The sequence below is a fragment of the Vibrio cholerae ATCC 14035 genome (assembly GCF_000621645.1).
Classification (GTDB): domain Bacteria; phylum Pseudomonadota; class Gammaproteobacteria; order Enterobacterales; family Vibrionaceae; genus Vibrio; species Vibrio cholerae.
The window spans coordinates 42,686-63,350 of the sequence record NZ_JHXR01000018.1 but is presented as its reverse complement, the minus strand read 5'-3'; the positions used below and the strand labels follow the sequence as shown (position 1 = coordinate 63,350).

The 20,665-nt window shown below is 48.1% G+C and carries 18 protein-coding genes; 11 read left to right on the top strand and 7 right to left on the bottom strand.

The window, feature by feature from the left end; translation table 11 throughout:
• Positions 1-100 precede the first annotated feature (100 nt).
• Positions 101-2,527, top strand: a complete 2,427-nt coding sequence (plsB, locus tag T411_RS0111335) for a glycerol-3-phosphate 1-O-acyltransferase PlsB (protein WP_001907999.1) — start codon at positions 101-103, stop codon at positions 2,525-2,527.
• 75 nt (positions 2,528-2,602) lie between these two features.
• Here the strand turns inward: plsB and ubiA are convergent, their stop codons facing one another.
• Both ubiA and T411_RS0111325 read right to left on the bottom strand, forming a co-directional pair.
• Complete coding sequence (ubiA, locus tag T411_RS0111330) at positions 2,603-3,457, bottom strand: 4-hydroxybenzoate octaprenyltransferase (protein WP_000127681.1); 855 nt, start codon at positions 3,455-3,457, stop codon at positions 2,603-2,605.
• Positions 3,458-3,997, bottom strand: a complete 540-nt coding sequence (locus tag T411_RS0111325; protein ID WP_001072873.1) for a chorismate lyase — start codon at positions 3,995-3,997, stop codon at positions 3,458-3,460.
• Positions 3,998-4,200: 203 nt separating this feature from the next.
• Between T411_RS0111325 and T411_RS0111320 the strand changes: the two genes are divergently transcribed.
• Positions 4,201-4,611, top strand: coding sequence for a flagellar basal body-associated protein FliL (locus T411_RS0111320; RefSeq protein ID WP_000920145.1), 411 nt, complete (start codon positions 4,201-4,203; stop codon positions 4,609-4,611).
• Positions 4,612-4,730: 119 nt separating this feature from the next.
• Here the strand turns inward: T411_RS0111320 and T411_RS0111315 are convergent, their stop codons facing one another.
• From T411_RS0111315 to T411_RS0111295, 4 genes are all read right to left on the bottom strand, one after another.
• Complete coding sequence (locus T411_RS0111315) at positions 4,731-6,710, bottom strand: methyl-accepting chemotaxis protein (RefSeq protein ID WP_000523648.1); 1,980 nt, start codon at positions 6,708-6,710, stop codon at positions 4,731-4,733.
• Positions 6,711-7,084: 374 nt separating this feature from the next.
• A complete protein-coding gene (gene glpG, locus T411_RS0111305; protein ID WP_000550456.1) occupies positions 7,085-7,918 on the bottom strand; it encodes a rhomboid family intramembrane serine protease GlpG in 834 nt (277 codons plus the stop codon).
• A gap of 6 nt (positions 7,919-7,924) precedes the next feature.
• Positions 7,925-8,245 carry a thiosulfate sulfurtransferase GlpE gene (gene glpE, locus T411_RS0111300; protein ID WP_000349528.1) on the bottom strand — a complete coding sequence of 107 codons (321 nt, stop codon included), beginning with the start codon at positions 8,243-8,245 and terminating at the stop codon, positions 7,925-7,927.
• A gap of 760 nt (positions 8,246-9,005) precedes the next feature.
• Positions 9,006-9,773, bottom strand: a complete 768-nt coding sequence (locus T411_RS0111295; RefSeq protein WP_000567380.1) for a TatD family hydrolase — start codon at positions 9,771-9,773, stop codon at positions 9,006-9,008.
• Between the two features lie 176 nt (positions 9,774-9,949).
• Here T411_RS0111295 and hemB point away from each other — a divergent pair, with 176 nt between their 5' ends.
• The 4 genes from hemB to spfP all read left to right on the top strand — a co-directional run bounded on the left by hemB (position 9,950) and on the right by spfP (position 15,282).
• Positions 9,950-10,993, top strand: a complete 1,044-nt coding sequence (gene hemB / locus T411_RS0111290) for a porphobilinogen synthase (RefSeq protein WP_000116550.1) — start codon at positions 9,950-9,952, stop codon at positions 10,991-10,993.
• Between the two features lie 106 nt (positions 10,994-11,099).
• Positions 11,100-11,528 (top strand): GNAT family N-acetyltransferase, encoded by a 429-nt coding sequence (locus tag T411_RS0111285; RefSeq protein ID WP_000908387.1) that lies wholly within the window; start codon positions 11,100-11,102, stop codon positions 11,526-11,528.
• 708 nt (positions 11,529-12,236) lie between these two features.
• Positions 12,237-15,041, top strand: coding sequence for a DNA polymerase I (gene polA, locus T411_RS0111280; RefSeq protein WP_000940284.1), 2,805 nt, complete (start codon positions 12,237-12,239; stop codon positions 15,039-15,041).
• A gap of 193 nt (positions 15,042-15,234) precedes the next feature.
• A complete protein-coding gene (gene spfP, locus T411_RS1000000121620; protein ID WP_438356636.1) occupies positions 15,235-15,282 on the top strand; it encodes a small protein SpfP in 48 nt (15 codons plus the stop codon).
• A 505-nt stretch (positions 15,283-15,787) separates the two neighbouring features.
• Here the strand turns inward: spfP and yihA are convergent.
• Positions 15,788-16,450: a ribosome biogenesis GTP-binding protein YihA/YsxC gene (yihA, locus tag T411_RS0111275; protein ID WP_000111639.1), complete on the bottom strand. Its 663-nt coding sequence runs from the start codon at positions 16,448-16,450 to the stop codon at positions 15,788-15,790.
• Positions 16,451-16,601: 151 nt separating this feature from the next.
• Between yihA and T411_RS0111270 the strand changes: the two genes are divergently transcribed.
• From T411_RS0111270 to hemN, 5 genes are all read left to right on the top strand, one after another.
• Positions 16,602-17,219 (top strand): c-type cytochrome, encoded by a 618-nt coding sequence (locus T411_RS0111270; RefSeq protein ID WP_000731839.1) that lies wholly within the window; start codon positions 16,602-16,604, stop codon positions 17,217-17,219.
• A gap of 201 nt (positions 17,220-17,420) precedes the next feature.
• Positions 17,421-18,059 carry a class I SAM-dependent methyltransferase gene (locus tag T411_RS0111265; protein WP_000549852.1) on the top strand — a complete coding sequence of 213 codons (639 nt, stop codon included), beginning with the start codon at positions 17,421-17,423 and terminating at the stop codon, positions 18,057-18,059.
• Positions 18,059-18,607, top strand: a complete 549-nt coding sequence (yihI, locus tag T411_RS0111260; RefSeq protein WP_000091428.1) for a Der GTPase-activating protein YihI — start codon at positions 18,059-18,061, stop codon at positions 18,605-18,607. Before T411_RS0111265 ends, yihI begins: the two co-directional genes overlap by 1 nt.
• 9 nt (positions 18,608-18,616) lie before the next feature.
• Positions 18,617-19,105: a DUF2489 domain-containing protein gene (locus T411_RS0111255; RefSeq protein WP_001013982.1), complete on the top strand. Its 489-nt coding sequence runs from the start codon at positions 18,617-18,619 to the stop codon at positions 19,103-19,105.
• A 138-nt stretch (positions 19,106-19,243) separates the two neighbouring features.
• Entirely contained in the window at positions 19,244-20,632 is a 1,389-nt protein-coding gene (gene hemN / locus T411_RS0111250; protein ID WP_000100652.1) for an oxygen-independent coproporphyrinogen III oxidase, read from the top strand.
• Positions 20,633-20,665 lie beyond the last annotated feature (33 nt).

Genomic DNA, 20,665 nt, shown 5'->3' with positions numbered 1-20,665 from the left:
CGCGCAAAAAACGATACCGCACGATGGTGAGCTCTCGCGTTGGCCGTGAAAGCAGACGTACTGTCGCGCTTATTTCAAGAATCTTGAGGCTTTGAACTCTATGTCTTCAGGACACCTATTATCCCGTTCACTACTGAAGTTGCCGATGTCGGTGCTGGTGAAAGGGACGGCGATTCCGTCTAATCCGATCCAAGATCTGGATATCGATACTCATAAACCGGTGATTTACGCCTTACCGTTTCGCTCCAACGTCGACTTGCTGACGTTGCAAACACATGCCAAAGAAGCTGGGCTGCCTGACCCTTTAGAGCCTTTGATGCTGAATGGCAAAGCTTTCCAGCGCTATGTGTTTATTGCTTCGCGCCCAACGCTGCTGAGTAGCGATCAACATGTGCCGAGTGACTCTATTGCGCTGTTTTCTGAGCTGCTGACCGAACATAAGCTCGACAGTGAGTTGGATGTGCAGGTGATTCCAGCAACGGTTTTGTGGGGACGTAAACCGGGCAAAGAAGGGCAAGAAAGACCCTATTTGCAAGCGTTGAATGGTCCGGAGAAAGCGCTGGCCGTTTTGGCTTCTGGCCGTGACTGCTTGGTGCGTTTTAGCCCTGTGGTGTCGATGCGTTACATGGCGGATACCCACGGCACTGATGCCTCGATCGCGCACAAATTGGCTCGTGTAGCACGCATTCACTTCTCACGGCAAAAACTGGCGGCGTCAGGCCCCAATTTGCCGCAGCGAGCACAACTGTTTGCCCGCTTGATGAACTCTCCTGCGATTGAAAAAGCGATTGCGGACGAAGCGAAATCCAAACAGATCCCGCTTGAGAAAGCGCGCAAAGAAGCGCACGACATTCTGGATGAGATCGCGGCGGATTTTTCCTATTCGCTGGTGAAAAAAGGCGATCGCATTTTAGGTTGGTTGTGGAACCGCATCTATCAAGGGTTGAACATCAATAACGCGGCCACCGTGCGTCGCTTGGCGCAAGATGGCCATGAGATTGTCTACGTGCCTTGTCACCGTAGCCATATGGATTACTTACTGCTTTCTTATGTGCTTTATCATGAAGGCATGGTGCCGCCGCATATTGCTGCTGGGATCAACCTGAACTTTTTCCCTGCCGGGCCGATTTTCCGCCGCGGCGGCGCGTTCTTCATTCGTCGCAGCTTTAAAGGTGCGCCTCTTTATTCAACGATTTTTCGTGAATATCTTGCTGAGTTGTTTGCGAAAGGCTATTCGGTGGAATACTTCAGCGAAGGTGGCCGCTCGCGTACCGGTCGCTTGCTGCCAGCGAAAACTGGCATGTTGGCGATGACCATTCAAGCTATGTTGCGTGGCCTGAATCGTCCAGTGACTTTGGTCCCAGTCTACATCGGCTATGAGCATGTGATGGAAGTAGGTACTTACGCCAAAGAGTTACGCGGCAAACGTAAAGAGAAAGAGAATGCGGGTTTAGTGCTGCGCACGTTGCGTAAGCTGCGCAATTTTGGTCAAGGTTACGTGAACTTCGGTGAGCCGATCCCACTCAACCAGTTTTTGAATGAAACCGTACCGCAATGGACGCAAGATATTGACCCGATGGGCGAGAGCAAGCCGCAATGGATGACGCCAACGGTGAATAAACTCGCGACCCGTATGATGACACACATCAACGATGCCGCGGCAGTGAATGCGATGACCTTGTGTGCGACGGCGCTGCTGGCTTCCCGTCAGCGTGCCTTGGCGCGTGACAACCTGATTAAGCAGGTGGATTGTTACTTATCGCTGCTGCGCAATGTGCCGTATTCAGCCACATCAACGCTGCCGAGTGAGAGTGCAGAAAAGCTGGTTGAACATGCGGAGTCGTTGGATAAGTTTGTGGTGGAAACCGATACCATGGGCGACATTATTTCGCTGGATCGCAACCAATCGATCCTGATGACTTATTATCGCAACAACATTATCCACCTGTTGGCTCTGCCATCGCTGATCGCTCAGTTGTTGATTCGTCAGCAAAGCGTATCGCTGGAAAAGGTGCAAGCGACCGTTGCACAAATCTATCCTTTCCTGAAACAAGAGCTGTTTTTGCGTTTTGAGGCAGAAGAACTCAACGATCTGGTACTGCGTTATGTGGCAGAGCTAGCACGCCAAGGTTTGGTCACGGTGGAAGGGAAAACCGTCACCCTGAATCAAGCGCAAACTCAAGTGCTGATGCTGCTGGGGCGCATTATCTCCGAAACACTGCAGCGTTATGCGATTGCGCTGAACCTGCTGGTGAGCTGCCCACATTTGGGTAAAGCAGAGCTGGAAGAGAAGAGTCAGGAAGTGGCGCAGCGTCTTGGTCGTTTGCATGGCATTAATGCGCCTGAGTTCTTTGACAAAGGGGTATTTGCTTCGCTATTCGTGACGTTGCAAGAGCAGGGATATCTCGATGATCAGGGGCGTTGCGTATTAGAAACAGCGAAGCCGCTCTCTCGCCAGCTTTATGCGCTGATCTACCCAGAAGTGCGCATGACGATTCAAGAAAGCTTGTGTCAGGTTGACGCGTAACGATTGTGTTCTAGCCAATCGAACCGAATGAAAAAGGCATCCTGCGGATGCCTTTTCTTTTGCCTTAAGCTGGGATTACCAAACGCTGAGCAGAATGCCTGCGGTGATGGCCATTCCTACATAGTTGTTATTTAAAAACGCCTGAAAACAAGGCATACGTTCGCGATAACGGATCAAATGTTGTTGGTAAGCAAACAGCCCCGCTGCGATCAGTAGACCCCAGTAGTAACTGGTGCCAAGCGCTAAACCTTGGCCTAGAGCGACCAGTAAACTCAAAGTGGCCAATTGCAGTAGGCCAATGATGCGTTTATCCCAACGCCCGAATAAGATCGCGGTCGATTTGATGCCAATTTTCACATCATCATCTCGGTCGACCATGGCGTATTGAGTGTCGTAAGCAATCGTCCATAACGCATTAATCAAAAACAGTACCCAGACTTGTGGAGTCAGCGTATTTGCTTGAGCAGCCCAAGCCATAGGAATCGACCAACTGAACGCGAGGCCAAGCACCAGTTGAGGCAGGTGAGTGAAGCGCTTCATAAACGGGTAAACAAAGGCTAACAGAATACCGATAAAAGAGAGCTGGATAGTTAGGGTATTCATAGTCAACACGAGTAAGAACGAGCTGACAGCAAGAAGAACAAATAACAGTAAGGCTTCTTTGGCCGAAACTAACCCTGCGGGCAATGGACGTTGGCTCGTGCGCTTCACATGGCCATCGACATGGCGGTCGGCGTAATCGTTGATCACACACCCAGCCGAGCGCATTAAAAAAACCCCTAACACAAACACGACTAAGACGCGAAGATCCGGCAAGCCTTGAGCGGCTAAAAGCAGCGCCCACAGAGTAGGCCAAAGTAAGAGTAGGGAGCCAATCGGGCGATCCATGCGCATCAGTTGCCAGTAAGCGCGCGCTTTTACAGCGGTCATTTACACTCTCTCCTTAGAGTAAATCGGGGATGTGGCGAGAAACAGCTCCGTCACTAACATGGGTTTGTTGTTCATCCATAAGCGAGAGCGACGGGCTAATAGTCGTCCGAGTTCTGTCTCTACCCAGCCAACTTGCAGTGCATCTCGCTTAACATTATCCGCACTAAATACGGTGAGACCTAGTGGAATTTTCCCTTGTTGGGTGAAATCAAACGGCTGATTGTGCATGGATGAGCGAGGGATCAAAGTATGGCCAAATACCCAAGGTTGTTGGTCGCCATAAATAATCACTTGGCGTAGAAGATACTCTTCAGAGGCGAGCAGTTGAGTTTCATCATAGCTCAGGGTGTCCGCCAGCATGATTTGGTTACTTAATAAATCTACGGTCAGATGCTCACACTGCGTCGCCATTCGGCGCGAAAGAGAGCCTTGTTCGAGTAGCCATTGCTGAGCTAAAGGGGCTGGAAATTCAATGTCATCAGGCTGTTGCCAAGTGACGCGATTCAGTGCGGCTAAATAGAGCGAAGTTAATTGATTCATACTATTATTCAATTTGACGCTTTACCCGATTACCCTAGCTACCTGCAATACCACCGAGTTTGGGTATACAATAAAGCTCAGATTTTGATTCCAAACCAAAGAGTTCGAACGCGGAAAGCATTTTATTTACCAAATGGATGCTCTATTGTAACAAGACTCCGGCGGTTCGAGTATTGCGAACAGAATAAAGAGCAGACAGAAATATGCTAAAACGTTACGTCGTCCAAATAATGCTCGCTTTGAGCTTCATTGTTCCTTTCCATAGCCATGCGGAAGAGAAATCTGCTGTACCTCAGTTGGCTTATTTCACTTTAGAACCTGATCTCACCACCAATTTTTTTACCAAAGGTAACAAATTGGGTTATATCCAAGTACGGATCGATATTATGGTCGCCAATGCTGCAGATCTCCCCGTTGTGGAGCAGCATCAACCTTTGATTCGTGATGCCGTGGTTGAGCTGCTCGGTAAGCAAACCGAAGACACCATCAAATCCTTAGCGGGCCGTGAGGATTTGCGTAAGTCGCTTGTCAATCGCCTCAACAACATCCTGTTGCCAGAGGTAGGGCGTACTGTGATCGCGGATCTGCTGTTTACGAAATACATCTACCAATAATCGGATTGTGTTGGGTGCATCGCTCAGCGACGAGTCAGTAAACAAAAAAGCGGCGGTTGCCGCTTTTTTACTCTCAGAGTATCGATGTCTGCTGCATCATGGTTTCATCCAACCCAGGCTCAAAAACTCTCCCATTCTTCATCGTGCGCGACCTGCATAACGGGTTGTGCCCTCGAGCTGGCTTTGGCCGTGATTTTTGCTGGCGTTTTAGCGATGTGGCTGGCCGGATGTCGAGTCACTGGTGCGGATTGCGGGCGCTTATTGACCGCTTTCAACAGTGATGGGGCGCTCGTGTCCTGATCTGGCAATCTGAACATAGCGACATGGTCATAGAGCTGCTCGGCCTGTGCTAATAGGCTTTCTGAAGCCGCGGCTGCCTCTTCGACGAGTGCGGCATTTTGTTGGGTCATCTCATCCATCTGATTGACTGCTTGGTTCACTTCATTGATCCCCGTTGCCTGCTCGGCTGACGCTGAGGCGATATCGGCCATCAAATCATGGACTCGCTTGATCGACACGACTATGTCTTTCATGGTGCTGCCGGAGCGATCCACCAATTCATTCCCATTGCTGATTTTACTCACGGAATCTGAGATGAGCGCCTTAATATCTTTCGCTGCATTGGCTGAGCGCTGTGCGAGTGAGCGTACTTCGGAGGCGACTACGGAAAATCCGCGGCCTTGTTCACCGGCTCTAGCGGCCTCTACCGCAGCATTGAGTGCCAGAATATTGGTTTGGAAAGCAATACCATCGATCACACCTATAATATCGGCGATCTTTTGCGCGGATTCGTTAATCGAGGCCATAGTCACTACCACTTGCTCAATCAGTTCTCCACCGCTGGCGGCGATTTCCGTGGCTTTACCCGCAAGGATGTTCGCCTGCATGGCGTTATCCGAGTTTTGTCGCACCGTGCTGTTTAGCTCTTCCATGCTGGAGGCCGTTTGCTCCAGATTGGAGGCTTGTTGCTCGGTTCGGCTAGAGAGGTCGGTATTGCCATTGGAAATCTCCGTCGCTGCTAGCTTGATGGTCGCGGCGACGCTGTTGATGTCAGTAATGATTTGACGCAATGTGACAATGAATTGACTGATCACCTCACCGAGCTCAGCAAATTCACCTTCAAAAGGATGCGTGAGTTGTGCACTGAGATCGCCGCTGGAGAGCGCCGTCATGACGCGTTTGACTTCATTGACCACCATCTTACGCTGAGTCACGTTGGTGGCATATTTGACAACCTTATACGGTTTACCCTCGCTGTCCATAATCGGGTTATAGCTGGCTTGGATCCAGATCTCTTTCCCCCCTTTGCCGAAACGTTTGTATTCGTCGACAAAGAATTCGCCGGAGCGCAAACGCTGCCAGAAATGTTGGTACTCTTGACTCTGTTTATACTGCTCATCAACAAACATGCTGTGGTGCCGCCCTTGGATCTCATCCAACTGATAGCCCACCGTTTGCAGAAAATTCTGATTTGCAGTCAGAATGGTGCCATCGAGCGTAAATTCAATCACGGCTTGGGTGAGATTGACCGCATTCATTTGACCACTACGGTCAATTTTTTCCAGCTTGGCCGCAGTGATATCTTGCAACAGTACCACCACGTTTTGTAATTGACCGTTTATCGCCTTGATGGGATACAGATCCGCTTTTATCCAGATTGCCTCTTGCGAGCGGCTGAGCTGTAATTCGGCAGAAACAGGGTGTCCTTTTTTAGCATCCTGCAGCAAGCGCTGCACAGATGGCTGCTGATGAGTGCGCCATAAGTTCGCAAAATCCGCTCCGACCATCGCTTCAGCCGATACCCGACAGAGATGAGCAAACGCATCACTGGCATAGCAAATCGTGCCGTTGGGCTCACATTCCAACAGTGCCAGATGTTCACGAATCACCTGAACAAAAGCTTGATTGACTTGGGGTGTGAGGTCTGACTCTGGCGTGGTGAGCGCAAGGTCAGTTTGATAAGGCGCAACCTGTGGTTCTGGCTGTAATGCCGTCGTCTCGGTGGTTACCGGAGATTGCATCAGCGGGTCTGGCTTAACCTCCGCTGGTTGCGTCGGATGATGTGGTGCTGTAGAGAAAAGACGTGCCAATAAACCCATAACCTGCTCTCCTTGGATGGGACCAACTGATGTTTTTATTTCCCTTTTCTACTTGAAGCGGTCACGCTGGATGCCGTGTTCGTTTCGTCCAGTCACAGAGTTTATCTATGCTTGTAACGATGGTCTCACTGGCCCTCTGCCGTCGCAGCAAGTTGTTAGGGCATGCGATCATTGATCGCGTGATCTTATGGCAACACTAAGGCACAACGCAGTCAGGACAGCACAGAACTGACAAGCATTATGTTGCACATTCGATACTAACTCATAGCAGAGGTTGGGTGATTAGTACAAGTCGGTGAGCCGTTTTACGATCAGCATACGTGCTGACCGTGATCGCGACTCAAAGAGAAGCGGCGCAAGAAAGGAGGAAATGCTTAAGCTTGCTGGTCGCGCTGGCTGTCGAACCATGCCAGTACGACACCGCTGATTAAGCCAGCTAAATGAGCGGTATTGGCAATCGCCATAAACGGCTGCACATAACCTAACACTAACCAGATCAGCATAAAGCCCATCAAGGATCTTGGAATGGATAAACCCAGTTGGGGGGCGCGCTGACCAAGAATCCACAGATACCCAGCCAAAGCATAGACAACACCGGATAGGCCTCCAAAATTCGCGCCTTCAACCCAGTATTGACCAGCTCCAGAGATAATCGCGGACACCACAAACAGCTTAATCAGTCTGACACTGCCAAGGCGCTGTTCAAGATCGCCCCCAAATTGCCACCACCAGAGTAAGTTAAAGGCAATATGCATGACGGAAAAGTGCAGTAAAGCATGACTAACCCAGCGCCAAATTTGCCATTGCTGGCCAGCAAGAGCGGGAAAATGTAATGCATTAAACACCTCATCTCCCGCACCAAACGTTTGCAGAGTAAAGATGATGATGCATAGCGCCATAATAAACAGCGTAAACACTCCAGCTTTGGCTTTAATCAGACTGAGTAAATTGGGCGATGCGTAATGAAATTGGGGGCGCTTTTGATCAGCGACTTCCCATGAGGCGGCTTGGTATTTTTCCGCATAAGGGTTCTCTAAAAACAGCGCGAGTTCAGCTTGTGCGGTTTCGATGTGTTGATCTTGGATTACCCAAAGAGTGAACTGACCACCTGCATCCGGCATCATCTGAATTTCAATGTGGTGGGCGGCCATGTAATCGATAAAAGCTTGTGCCGCACGCGGATTGTTAAAAGTGGTCAGTAAATGCATTAGTCCTTAACTCGCTTCGATGGGGAGATTGGCACGATGCCAGGCTTCAAAGCCGCCATCGACACTATACACCTCTTCAAATCCTTGGTTAACCAGATATTGGGCTGCGCCTTGGCTACTTATGCCGTGATAACACATGACTAAAACCGGCTGATCAAACTCAGCTTGTTCCATGAATTGCACCATAGACTGGTTTGTCAGGTGGTAAGCGTTTTTAGCATGAGCGAGTTGAAAAGATTGTGGGTCGCGAATATCGACTAAATGAGCCTGTTTCTGCTCCATCATGGCTTGTGCTGCATTAACGTCGATGTGTAAAAAATGGTCCATAGGTTTGCTCTCATTTGGCATGCCGAATCGGGCTAATTGTAACCTATTCAAGTTTAGACAAGTACTGGACAAGAGTAGGGTTATCCACTTGTGATTAAAATGACAGCACCTGTGGGTAATCCTGTGAATTGCGTTGATAAAGTGGTTTTGTGATTTTCGATCCACAATATGTAGCGATGATCCTGATTTTGCTGTGGGTAATTTTGAAAGTATCCCCAATCGATGAATTGTAATAAAGCCTTGAAATAGGCGGTTTGATGACAGTGAATAAAGAAATTTATCACAGAGTTATCCACAGGTAGATTTGCGCAACGAGATCCCGAGTGCGATCTAAAATCGGATCACTGCAGCGCAATTGAACGTTTGAGTGGAGTCTTTCGTGGGAAGTCACAGGAAGGGGGAAAGGCACAAACCCAGAATGACCTGCACGGGCAAGTCATTCGCTCACTTATCGAAGCTTGATTGACGATGAGCTTAGTGCAAAAGAGAGGCTAATAAGGCCACTATGCTCTCACAGCAAAGCAGCCACTATTTGATCTTGATGATATGTCCGCACTCTCTGCAGATGTAGACTTCTTTAATACCAATCAGCTTTTGCCACAGTGTGCGCCGTTTACGTTGCAAATGATTCGTGTGAGTACAATTGAGCATAATATATAAGTTAACCATGAAAAATTGTTACGAATATTACATTTGCTGCATAGGAAATGAAAGTGATCTTGGTTCAATAAAATGCTATGAAATTAAATTAATAAAACTGTCATTTATCCAGTCCAAACAATGCCTTAGAATTGTTGTTGGTAATTTTGATAACCTCGCCGAGAGGGAGTGAACGAAGCTGTGCAACTTTCTCACTGATGAGATGGGTTAACATAGGTTCATTACGTTTTCCACGGTGGGGGACGGGGGCTAAATAGGGACAGTCCGTTTCTAAAATCACGTAGTTGAGATCGAGTTGCGGGATCACTTGATCCATGCCGCTATTTTTAAAAGTACTGACTCCGCCAATGCCGAGATGAAAACCAAGATCATTGATCGCTTTTGCCTCGTCGACACTGCCGCCAAAGCAGTGAAAAACACCGCGTAAGCGACCATCTTGCGCTTGCTTGAGTAATGCTAATGTCTCGTTGAGCGAATCTCGGGTGTGAATGACCACGGGCAAATCCAGCTCTTTTGCCCAGTTGAGTTGGGTTAAAAACGCCATTTCTTGTTCGGCTTTAAAAGTCTTATCCCAATATAGGTCGATACCGATTTCGCCCACGGCAATAAAAGTGTGGCGAGAAAACCACTCATAAATGGTCGCTAAAGTCTGTTTTACATTGGCATCCACATAGCAAGGGTGGAGTCCCATCATCGAATGGCAAAGATCTGGGTAGGCTTTTTCTGTTGCCAACATGGGCGCAATGGAATTGAGGTCAATATTAGGCATCAAGATTTTTTCAATACCGACTTGTCTAGCGCGAGCGATCACCTCATCGCGGTCATGGTCAAATTCACTGGCATAAACGTGGGCATGGGTATCAATCATCGGATCATCTCAACATTCGGTTTTGTGGCGAGTATACGTGAGTGTGAGCACGAGGTCATTTTTGGCTTTTTCCTGCTTTGCCGCTAGCATGCCGAGCCGAGAGTGATATGATTTTGCCCAGCACTTCCCTCAGCACCTGATTTTTCAGGCACTGACCACATAAGAAGGAGAATAGAGTGTCGGTATCCATTCAAGGTCAATTTCCTGGGCGTCGTTTACGCCGCCTGCGTAAACATGATTTCAGCCGTCGCCTTGTGGCCGAAAACCAGTTGTCGGTGAACGATCTGATCTACCCGATGTTTATTTTGATGGGTAAAGATCGCCGTGAAAAAGTCGATTCCATGCCGGGCGTAGAACGTTTATCCATCGATTTAATGCTGGAAGAAGCACAGTATCTCGCTAACCTCGGTGTGCCTGCGATTGCTCTGTTTCCTGTGGTCAATCAGGATGCAAAAAGCCTATGTGCTGCCGAAGCTTACAACCCTGAAGGCTTAGTTCAACGCGCAGTGCGTGCGCTGAAAGAGCATGTGCCGCAAATGGGCGTGATCACTGATGTGGCATTGGATCCATTCACAACTCATGGACAAGACGGCATCATCGATGAGCAAGGTTATGTGTTGAATGATGAAACAACGGAAGTGCTAGTGAAGCAAGCACTGTCGCATGCTCAAGCTGGTGCGGATGTGGTTGCCCCTTCCGATATGATGGATGGCCGTATTGGGCGCATTCGTCAAGCATTGGAAGAGGCGGGGTACATTCATACTCAAATCATGGCTTATTCCGCTAAATATGCCTCGAATTACTATGGGCCATTCCGTGATGCGGTCGGGTCATCTGCGAATTTAAAAGGTGGCAACAAGAAAAACTACCAAATGGACCCCGCCAATTCCGATGAAGCTTTGCATGAAGTCGCGATGGACATCAATGAAGGTGCGGACATGGTGATGGTGAAGCCCGGCATGCCCTATCTAGATGTGGTGCGCCGTGTCAAAACCGAGTTGCAGGTACCGACCTTCGCTTACCAAGTTTCCGGTGAGTATGCGATGCACAAAGCGGCAATCATGAATGGTTGGTTGAAAGAGCGGGAAACGGTATTCGAATCTTTACTCTGCTTCAAACGTGCAGGTGCAGATGGCATTTTGACTTACTTTGCGAAAGAGGTGGCTGAGTGGTTGGCGGAAGACAGCGCAAAAGCCGCGCAGTTCTTACCTAAAAAGTAAAGAATACACCGCGCTAATAAAGCAAAGCTCAAGGCTGACGTAAGTCAGCCTTTTTAACATCTCTAAACCACTGTTTTTAGCGATGGCGATTGTTTGAGGAAAAATGATGTTAATTCGTGAAGGTTCCCTGAGTGAAATTGTACAAATCGTTGAAAAAATTCATGAGTTTGCGCAGAAAGAGACGGAACAGAGCTTACAAGCTAGGCTGAACGATAAGACTTGCTTAGTGCTCGTTGCAGAAAATGAGAGCGAATTGCTAGGTTTTAAAATGGGTTACGAGCTCGATAATAAAACGTTCTACAGCTGGTTTGGTGGTGTGACTCCTGCCGCACGAGGGCATGGTGTCGCGCAGCGCTTACTTGACGTGCAAGAAAAATGGGCGTTAGAGCAGGGGTATCAACGTATCAAAGTGAAATCGCGTAATCAGTTTCCCGCCATGTTACGGTTGTTGATAAAAAATGGTTATCTCATTGAGGATTATGAGAAAAAGGAATCCATCATCGAGAGCCGAATCCACTTTGTTAAAGTGCTCTAAAAAATAAATGAGATTTTTTCTCATTTGGGTGTTGACTATTAAATGAGAACTATTATTATTAACCACGTCTTAGGGAACAAGTGAAGGTTCACCAGGACGTTAAGTCACCCTTTATCGAGTCATCGATATGCGGTAGCGAAACGGCCGAACTTGAGCAGGTTCTTTTTGACACGACATTGCTCACATTGCTTCCAGTGTAATTTTTAGCTTTTTGGTAAAGCGAATCAAAAAATTGGCTTTGACCTCGTTTGCTAGGCGACATCTTCGGGTGTCGCTTTTTCTTTTTATGTTATGGTTCTCGCTCTCGCTCATGAAGTTATCCACTGAAGCTTAATATTATCCCAGCAATGAGTGGACAAGTATGAAGTTTCACTGCACTCATCCACTGGCCAATCCATCACGTAAGCAGAGTGAGCAAAAGGGCAGCGAGTGTCTTTTCCACAATTTACGATCCGCAAAAGATCATTTTATTTTCAGTCGATCCTTTTTTTTATTGTTTAAAAACATTAACTTAAAAATTAATCATGCAGTAAATTTATCGGTTTTAAATCGACATAAATAAATCTATAAACAGAGTTATCCACAGAATGTAGGGTTGGATAAGTGGGTCGGATATCCCCTGAATGAGCCAAAAACGGTAACAACATGGAATCCAAGCATTAGTCGTGGCATCCTAGGCTCATTTACTTACGTTTGGATAATCCTTCTATGGCTCATATACCTGACAATCCATTGATTTTGATCGACGGCTCCTCTTACCTTTATCGCGCATTTCATGCTTACCCGGGCACCATGAGTAATGGTGAAATCCCAACCAACGCCATCTATGGTGTGGTAAACATGATTCGCAGCATGATGCGCCAGTTCGCTTCGGATCGCATGGCGGTGATTTTTGATGCCAAGGGAAAAACCTTCCGTGATGAGATGTACGATCAATACAAGGCTCATCGTCCTCCTATGCCAGATGAGTTGCGCTGTCAGGTTGAACCTTTACACCAAGTTATTCGCGCTATGGGTTTACCGCTGTTGGCGATTGAAGGTGTAGAAGCTGACGATGTGATTGGTACGTTGGCGCGCCAAGCCTCACAAGCTGGTATGCCTGTTTTGATCAGTACCGGCGATAAAGATATGGCGCAGTTGGTGGATGATAATATTACCCTGATCAATACCATGACCAACGTCGTGCTGGATCGCGAAGGTGTGATTGAAAAATTCGGTATCCCGCCAGAGCTTATTATCGACTACCTCGCCTTGATGGGTGATAAAGTGGATAACATTCCGGGCGTACCTGGGGTGGGTGAAAAAACCGCGACCGCACTTTTGCAAGGGATTGGCGGCTTAGAAGCGCTGTACGCCAACCTCGATAAAATCGCTGCTTTAGGCTTCCGTGGCTCAAAAACCATGGCACAAAAGCTGGAAGAGAACCGCGGTAATGCCAAGCTTTCTTATCAACTCGCCACCATCAAATGTGATGTCGAGCTTGAGGAATCTCCGCAAACCCTGCTAAAGCAAACGCCAGATCGAGATGCGTTGATGTCGCTCTACGGTAAGCTCACCTTTAAATCTTGGCTGACCGAATTGCTTGATGGTGGTACAGGTATTGTGACGGCGGACGAGCAAACGAAAACCTCTTCAGTTACTGTTTCAACCGCAGCAACTCATGCGGCTGCGATTCCTGAAAGCCCTGCGGCCCACATCGATCGCAGCCAGTATCAAACCATCCTAAACGAACAAGACTTCCAGCTTTGGTTAGAGAAGTTAAAACAAGCCGAGCTGTTTGCCTTTGATACGGAAACCGACAACCTTGATTACATGGTCGCCAATTTGGTGGGGATGTCGTTTGCAGTTGCCGAAGGTGAAGCGGCTTATCTGCCAGTTGCGCACGATTATCTGGATGCGCCGCAGCAGTTGGAGCGCGACTGGGTGATTGCCCAGCTAAAACCTCTGCTTGAAGATGAAAGCAAAGCCAAAGTGGGCCAAAACCTCAAATACGATGCGAGCGTGATGGCGCGCTACGGCGTTGAGCTGCGTGGTATTCGCCATGACACTATGCTGCAATCCTACGTCTATAACAGCGTGGGCGGCAAACATGATATGGATAGTTTAGCGCTGCGTTTTTTACAGCACAGCTGTATCTCGTTTGAACAAGTGGCAGGTAAGGGTAAGAACCAGCTCACCTTTAACCAAATCGCTTTAGAAGAAGCGGCACAATACGCGGCAGAAGATGCGGATGTGACGTTGCGTCTGCATCAGCGAATTCATCCGTTGATTGAGCAAGACGCTAAGCTTGAGCAAGTGTATCGCGAAATCGAAATGCCGCTGGTACCTGTGCTATCACGTATTGAACGTACGGGCGTGATGATCGACGACATGCTGCTCAGTGCCCAATCGCAAGAAATTGCGTTACGTTTAGATCAATTAGAACAAAATGCTTATGAGTTGGCAGGTCAGCCGTTCAACTTAAGCTCGCCGAAGCAGCTACAAACCATTTTGTTTGAGCAGATGAAGCTGCCTGTCTTGCAAAAAACGCCATCCGGTACCCCTTCAACCAATGAAGAAGTGTTGCAAGAGCTGGCTTTGGATTACCCACTGCCCAAGGTTCTGATTGAGTACCGCGGTCTGGCCAAACTCAAATCGACCTATACCGATAAGTTGCCGAAGATGATTAACCCAAGTACAGGGCGCGTGCATACTTCCTATCATCAAGCAGTGACGGCCACTGGGCGTCTCTCCTCCACTGATCCTAACTTGCAGAACATTCCAGTGCGTAATGAAGAAGGACGCCGTATTCGCCAAGCGTTTGTTGCTCCGCATGGTTGGAAAATCATGGCGGTCGACTACTCGCAAATCGAGCTGCGCATCATGGCGCACCTGTCGGGCGATCAGGCGTTATTGGATGCTTTCCGTGATGGGAAAGATATCCATGCGGCGACAGCAGCAGAAATCATTGGTGTGCCGATTGATCAAGTGAGCAGTGAGCAGCGTCGCCGAGCGAAAGCGGTGAACTTTGGTTTGATCTACGGCATGAGTGCGTTTGGTCTGGCAAAACAGCTCGGTATTCCACGCGGTGAAGCACAAGAGTATATGGATAAATACTTTGAGCGTTATCCCGGCGTGATGCAGTACATGGAAGATACGCGTAGCCGTGCTGCACAATTGGGTTATGTCGAAACCATCTTCGGTCGTCGCTTACATTTGCCGGAAATCACCTCACGTAACGCTATGCGTCGCAAAGCGGCTGAGCGGGCAGCGATCAACGCACCGATGCAAGGCACCGCGGCAGACATCATCAAAAAAGCCATGTTGTTGGTGGATGAGTGGATTGAGCGGGAAGGTGATGGCCGAGTCAAATTGCTGATGCAAGTACACGATGAATTGGTCTTTGAAGTTAAAGAGTCATCTTTATCCGAAATTGAAAGTAAAGTACAACAGCTGATGGAGTCAGCGGCCGAGCTTGCAGTACCTTTAGTGGCCGAAGCCGGCCACGGCGACAACTGGGAGCAGGCGCACTAGCTCGATTTTCCAGCGAAACTGAAGAAATACATGAGCCAGCGCACGTTCGCTGGCTTTTTTTATCACTAAAAAAAGTTTACCTAGCTCAGACAGTTATGTTGTTTAACTAAAATTTAATGAAAAAAAACTACAAAAAATATTTTCAATTCTGACCAATTGTTGTACATTAGCTCGCGTAGGGTACAGAGGTAAGATGTTCTATCTTTCAGACCTTTTGTTTCACGTTATTGGATTAGGCTGATTCAGCCGCCCCAGTCACCATTTGACTGGGGCGTTTTTTATTGGGCGCTATTCCACGTTGGCACTCCCGCTTTTAGCCTATATCTCTGCTTATTTTGTGGTCGGTCGCTTATGTGCTTTAAGCGGATTGATTCGACAAAAACACTCCATTCTGTAACTAAACACCATTCACACTTTTATTATTTCTAACGAGAAATCAAGTCTCTAAAACACAGCATTTAAGCCGTCGAACGATGCTGAAAGCCAAGAGCAGCAAGGGTTAAGCTATCTTGAGTCATCTGATCTTGAGCATTTTGTGCCGACTTGAAAAAGAGCCGCGTTTGCGAAATGCTTGGGCCATAACAATAAAAACCGTTTTCTCTCCCGTTGCCCCACCAGGATGGTGGGGATTTTGTTGCTTTCCCTCATATTTGTTGGCCTACCATCGACAGCCCTGAGTGACATCTCTGAATTGTGGTAATAAAAAACCCCGCATGAGCGAGGTTTGTCGTGACATAGTGTTAAGACTATTGGTCGGTAGACGATTCAGGCTGCTCGCCTTCTTCTTGTTCGGCAAGAGCTGCCAACATCGGTGCATACCACTCATCCAGTTTGGCGCGCAGAGTATCGACACCAATTCCGCTTAATGAAGAGAAAGCATCAACGGCCACATCGCCACCAAAGGTTTTTGCCTCTTCACGCACTTTCAATACTTGTGCTTTACGAGCGCCACTTTTTAGCTTATCCGCTTTAGTCAGCATCACCTGTACTGGAATTCCGCACTCTACCGCCCAGATGATCAGTTGCTGATCGAGGTCTTTCATCGGATGACGAATATCCATCAGTACCACTAAGCCTTTTAGGCTTTGGCGCTTTTGTAAGTATTCACCAAGGGCTCGCTGCCACTTGAGCTTCATCTCTAGCGGGACTTGAGCAAAGCCATATCCGGGCAAATCGACGATATGACAGCCGTCTGCTACTTTAAAAAGGTTAATCAACTGCGTACGACCCGGAGTCTTACTGGTTTTGGCCAGATTTTTCTGGTTGGTCAGGCGATTAAGGGAACTTGACTTACCAGTATTAGAGCGTCCTGCAAACGCAATTTCGATACCTTCATCTTCAGGAAGATGGCGAATATCAGGCGCACTGGTAATGAAATGCGTGTTTTGGTAATGAATTTTTACGCTCACTGTGTTAACTCCATCTCGACTTTGTGTAGTCGATTGATTACTTTTTTGTGAAATTGTGTAAAATAACCGTGCTCGGCATAAGGTCGCCTATTGTACCATGAGAGGTACCTCAGAGTGGTACTGGAAGCTTGATAATTATAAATGGAATGTCATGAAGAAATTAGCGCTAATCTTGAGTGTTTTAGCCAGCTGCTCTGTATGGGCCCAAGGTAGTATCGAAGCTGGTAAAGCCAAATCTCTAACCTGTGCTGCCTGCCACGGTGCAGACGGCAACAGCCCGTTAACCATTTACCCTAAACTGGCAGGGCAACATGAGAAGTATCTTGAGAAACAACTCAAGGAACTGAAATTGGGTGCTTCCAGCGGCGGAAAACAGGGCCGTTATGATCCTGTGATGAGTGCAATGGCGATGCCACTGAGCGATGAAGATATCGCTGACTTGGCAGCATACTATGCCTCTATGCCTATCTCTGGCAATACCACACCGGAAGATGTCGTGGCCCAAGGTAAAGTACTTTATACCGCTGGGGATGCATCACGTGGGCTGACCGCTTGTATTGCGTGTCATGGTCCGCGCGGTAATGGTACGGAGTTATCAGGCTTTCCAAAAATTTCAGGCCAGCATGCTGACTACATTAAAGCGCAGCTAGAAAAGTTCCGTTCCGGCACTCGTGCGAACGATATGAACGAAATGATGCGTGATGTGGCACATAAGCTGACCGATGCGGATATCGATATCCTATCCAAATACGTAGGTGGCCTACACTAGTTAGACAAAACGAGCAAAGATGACTAAACAGCCCTAGTGACCTTACTAGGGCTGTTGCTTTTTATGGCTTGCCCACCTCTTTTGGGGTAACGCATCGAACAATTCAGCGTTTTTTGTTTAGGCTGATGAGAAAATCGCCTTTTACACTCCACTCTCAAGGCAGTTTCTGGTATGTTGCGCATCCCGTTGGAGGAGGTCAGCATGCATCTATGCCCGTTATGTCACAGTGAAAATAGCCAAGCGTATTTTGCTGATAAGCAGCGCGACTATTTTCAATGTCAGCAGTGCGAACTGGTGTATGTAAATCCTGAGCAACGCTTAAGTGCGGAGCGCGAAAAGGGCTTCTATGACTTGCATCAGAATATTCCGAGTGATGAGGGCTATCGACGCTTTTTATCACGCGTCTGTTCTCCTATGCTTGAGAGAGTGCCTCCCCAATCACAAGGGCTAGATTTTGGCTGTGGGCCGGGTCCAACCTTGTCTCTCATGTTAGAAGAGGCGGGACACAGCATGGCGTTGTACGACATTTTCTATCATCCAGATACGCAAGTGTTGAACCGTCAATATGATTTTATGACTGCGACCGAGGTGATTGAGCATCTGCACGATCCGCACCGAGTGTGGCAGCAATGGTTAAATTTAGTTAAGCCAGGCGGCTGGATTGGTCTGATGACAAAAATGGTCAAAGACTTAGACGCGTTTGCTGGTTGGCACTACAAGAATGATCTCACCCATGTGATCTTTTTTAGTCGTGCTACGTTTCAGTATCTGGCGGAGCGGGATCAGCTCGAACTTGAATTTATTGGTAATGATGTAATTTTACTGAGGAAAACCCAGTAATGAGTCGCTCAAAAAAATCGAGAAAACCGGGTACCAACAGTAACGATCAACTGGTCGTGGTACGTACACGCAGCGAATCCGAATTGGAAAGCCGCCTGCGTAAAAAACTGAAAAAGCGTAAAGGCTTAAAGTCAGGCAGCCGCCATTCAGAAGGCAGTGAAAGCCAAGTGCGCCAAGCGGCGCAAAAGCGCGACCCGCGTTTGGGTAGCAAAAAGCCGATTCCATTGATTGTGGCAGAGCCGAAGAAGCTCAATAAGCAAGAGCGCAAACTGGCGGCTGAGCAAGAGCTAGCGATGCTAGAGAAAGACGCGCAACTCAACGTGCTGCTCGACCGACTCGACAACGGCGAAAAGCTCGGGATTGGCTTGCAGAAATACGTGGATGAGAAGCTGGATCGCATTGAAGTGCTGATGGAGCAGTTGGGCTTGCTCGACGATGAACCAGAGCCAGCGCCGGCACCACAGTCAAAACCGACTAAAAAGCGCAAAACTGAAGACGATCTATTGTCTGAGTTTGAGCAGCTGGATGTGGATAAGTACCAAGATTAAGGAGCGGTGATGAACGGGATGCTACTGGCTAGTGTGGGCGGTGCCATTATCGTGGCATTGGCCAGCTATGCAGCTTACTTGCTGTGGCAAGTGAAAAAGCAGCAGGCGCTACAGCGGCAACAGCAACAGTTAGCGATTGAAAAGCGTAACGCCAACATCTTTGACAGCGTTAATATCCTTTGTATGGCGGGGATTCAGGGACAGTGTGATCTCTCTGAAATCAGTATCCGCGTCTATTGCATTATGGATTACGTACAAGGTGAGCAGCGCATCAATTTTGAACAAGAGTATCCCGCCATCAGCGAGCTGTACCATGTGGTGAAAAATATGCCGCGTGGTGAAGCGCGCCAACAACTCCCCAAGCAAGAGCGGATGAAACAGAATCTGGAGCGCACCAAAGCAGAAAGTCGTCTGCAAGATGCGATCATTGTCGAACTCACCGCTCTCAAGCAGCGCATTCAGCCGCTGAATAATCAAATCGCGATTCAGATGGTGTGAAACTAACCCGAAAGGGGGAGTGATCGCGCTAGCAGAATCGAATATTTTGTTGCCAGATCCTGTTCTGCCGCCCGACGTTCGTCAATGTCGTGTGGCAGAATAGCCCGTCAAGAATTGAGCAAAACGGAAAGATTCATTATGTCGTCGTATGTCGTACCCAGCCAACAGATCGTATGGGATCAGGCCATTCTGGATAAGTACAACTACTCCGGTCCGCGTTACACTTCATACCCGACTGCGGTTGAGTTCCATGAAGCCTTTACCATCGCTGACTTTGATATGGCCTGTACTCAGTACCCAGAGCGACCATTATCGCTGTACATTCATATCCCGTTTTGCCATAAGCTTTGTTACTACTGTGGTTGTAACAAGGTGATCACTCGTCATTCGCACAAAGCGGATGAGTACCTTGATGTGCTTGAGCATGAAATTCGTCAACGCGCCTCACTATTAATCGGAAGAAACGTCACTCAACTCCACTTCGGTGGTGGTACGCCGACGTTCTTGACCAACGCTCAAATCAGTCGTTTGATGACGCTGCTGCGTAGCGAGTTTCACTTCGCCGATGAGGCGGAAATCAGTATTGAAATCGATCCGCGTGAAATCCAGTTAGAGGTGCTTGATCACCTGCGCCAAGAAGGCTTTAACCGAGTCAGCATCGGGGTGCAGGATTTCAATAAAGAAGTGCAGAAGCTGGTTAACCGTGAGCAAGATGAGCAGTTCATTTTTGATCTGGTTGAACGCGCTAAACAGCTGGGTTTTCGTTCGACCAACCTTGACCTCATTTACGGCTTACCTAAGCAAACCGCAGTAACCTTTGCCCAGACGTTGCAACAAGTGCTGACCATGCAACCGGGGCGTTTGTCGGTATTTAACTACGCGCACATGCCGCAACTGTTCGCAGCGCAGCGCAAAATTAAAGAAGCCGATTTACCTGCCGCCGAAGAAAAACTGGCGATTTTACAGCAGACAATCACCACGCTAACAGGCGCGGGGTATCAGTTCATCGGTATGGATCACTTTGCCTTGCCGGATGATGAGCTAGCGATTGCTCAGCGCAGTGGTATCTTGCACCGTAACTTCCAAGGCTATACCACCCAAGGTGAATGTGACTTAGTCGGCTTTGGGGTTTCGGCGATTTCCATGGTGGGCGATGCCTATGCACAAAACCAGAAAGAGCTGAAAAAATACTATGCGCAAGTCAATGAGATGCGTCATGCCTTGTGGAAAGGTGTGACACTAGATAAGGATGATTTACTGCGCCGTGAAGTGATTAAGCAGCTGATTTGTAATTTCAAGCTTGATAAAACAGCGATTGAGCGTGAGTTTAATCTGCGTTTCAATCACTACTTCCGCCAAGATTTAGCTCTGCTACAAACCTTTATCGACGATGGGTTGGTGACGGTGGATGAACGCATGATTGAAGTGACGCTGCGTGGGCGTTTGTTAATTCGCAACATCTGTATGTGTTTTGATAAATACTTGCGTGAGCGGGCGCGTCAGCAGCAGTTCTCGCGAGTCATTTAAGACCGCATTCCACAACAAGGCCACCGCATGCGG

What these genes read in the sequence shown, in the direction of transcription:
- T411_RS0111255 (WP_001013982.1), top strand. Translation starts at nt 18,617, where the DNA reads ATGAACGGGATGCTACTGGCTAGTGTGGGCGGTGCCATTATCGTGGCA.
- plsB (WP_001907999.1), top strand. Translation starts at nt 101, where the DNA reads ATGTCTTCAGGACACCTATTATCCCGTTCACTACTGAAGTTGCCGATG.
- glpE (WP_000349528.1), bottom strand. Translation starts at nt 8,245, where the DNA reads ATGGACCATTTTTTACACATCGACGTTAATGCAGCACAAGCCATGATG.
- T411_RS0111265 (WP_000549852.1), top strand. Translation starts at nt 17,421, where the DNA reads ATGCATCTATGCCCGTTATGTCACAGTGAAAATAGCCAAGCGTATTTT.
- glpG (WP_000550456.1), bottom strand. Translation starts at nt 7,918, where the DNA reads ATGCATTTACTGACCACTTTTAACAATCCGCGTGCGGCACAAGCTTTT.
- yihI (WP_000091428.1), top strand. Translation starts at nt 18,059, where the DNA reads ATGAGTCGCTCAAAAAAATCGAGAAAACCGGGTACCAACAGTAACGAT.
- T411_RS0111315 (WP_000523648.1), bottom strand. Translation starts at nt 6,710, where the DNA reads ATGGGTTTATTGGCACGTCTTTTCTCTACAGCACCACATCATCCGACG.
- polA (WP_000940284.1), top strand. Translation starts at nt 12,237, where the DNA reads ATGGCTCATATACCTGACAATCCATTGATTTTGATCGACGGCTCCTCT.
- T411_RS0111295 (WP_000567380.1), bottom strand. Translation starts at nt 9,773, where the DNA reads ATGATTGATACCCATGCCCACGTTTATGCCAGTGAATTTGACCATGAC.
- T411_RS0111285 (WP_000908387.1), top strand. Translation starts at nt 11,100, where the DNA reads ATGTTAATTCGTGAAGGTTCCCTGAGTGAAATTGTACAAATCGTTGAA.
- hemN (WP_000100652.1), top strand. Translation starts at nt 19,244, where the DNA reads ATGTCGTCGTATGTCGTACCCAGCCAACAGATCGTATGGGATCAGGCC.
- T411_RS0111325 (WP_001072873.1), bottom strand. Translation starts at nt 3,997, where the DNA reads ATGAATCAATTAACTTCGCTCTATTTAGCCGCACTGAATCGCGTCACT.
- ubiA (WP_000127681.1), bottom strand. Translation starts at nt 3,457, where the DNA reads ATGACCGCTGTAAAAGCGCGCGCTTACTGGCAACTGATGCGCATGGAT.
- T411_RS0111270 (WP_000731839.1), top strand. Translation starts at nt 16,602, where the DNA reads ATGAAGAAATTAGCGCTAATCTTGAGTGTTTTAGCCAGCTGCTCTGTA.
- T411_RS0111320 (WP_000920145.1), top strand. Translation starts at nt 4,201, where the DNA reads ATGCTAAAACGTTACGTCGTCCAAATAATGCTCGCTTTGAGCTTCATT.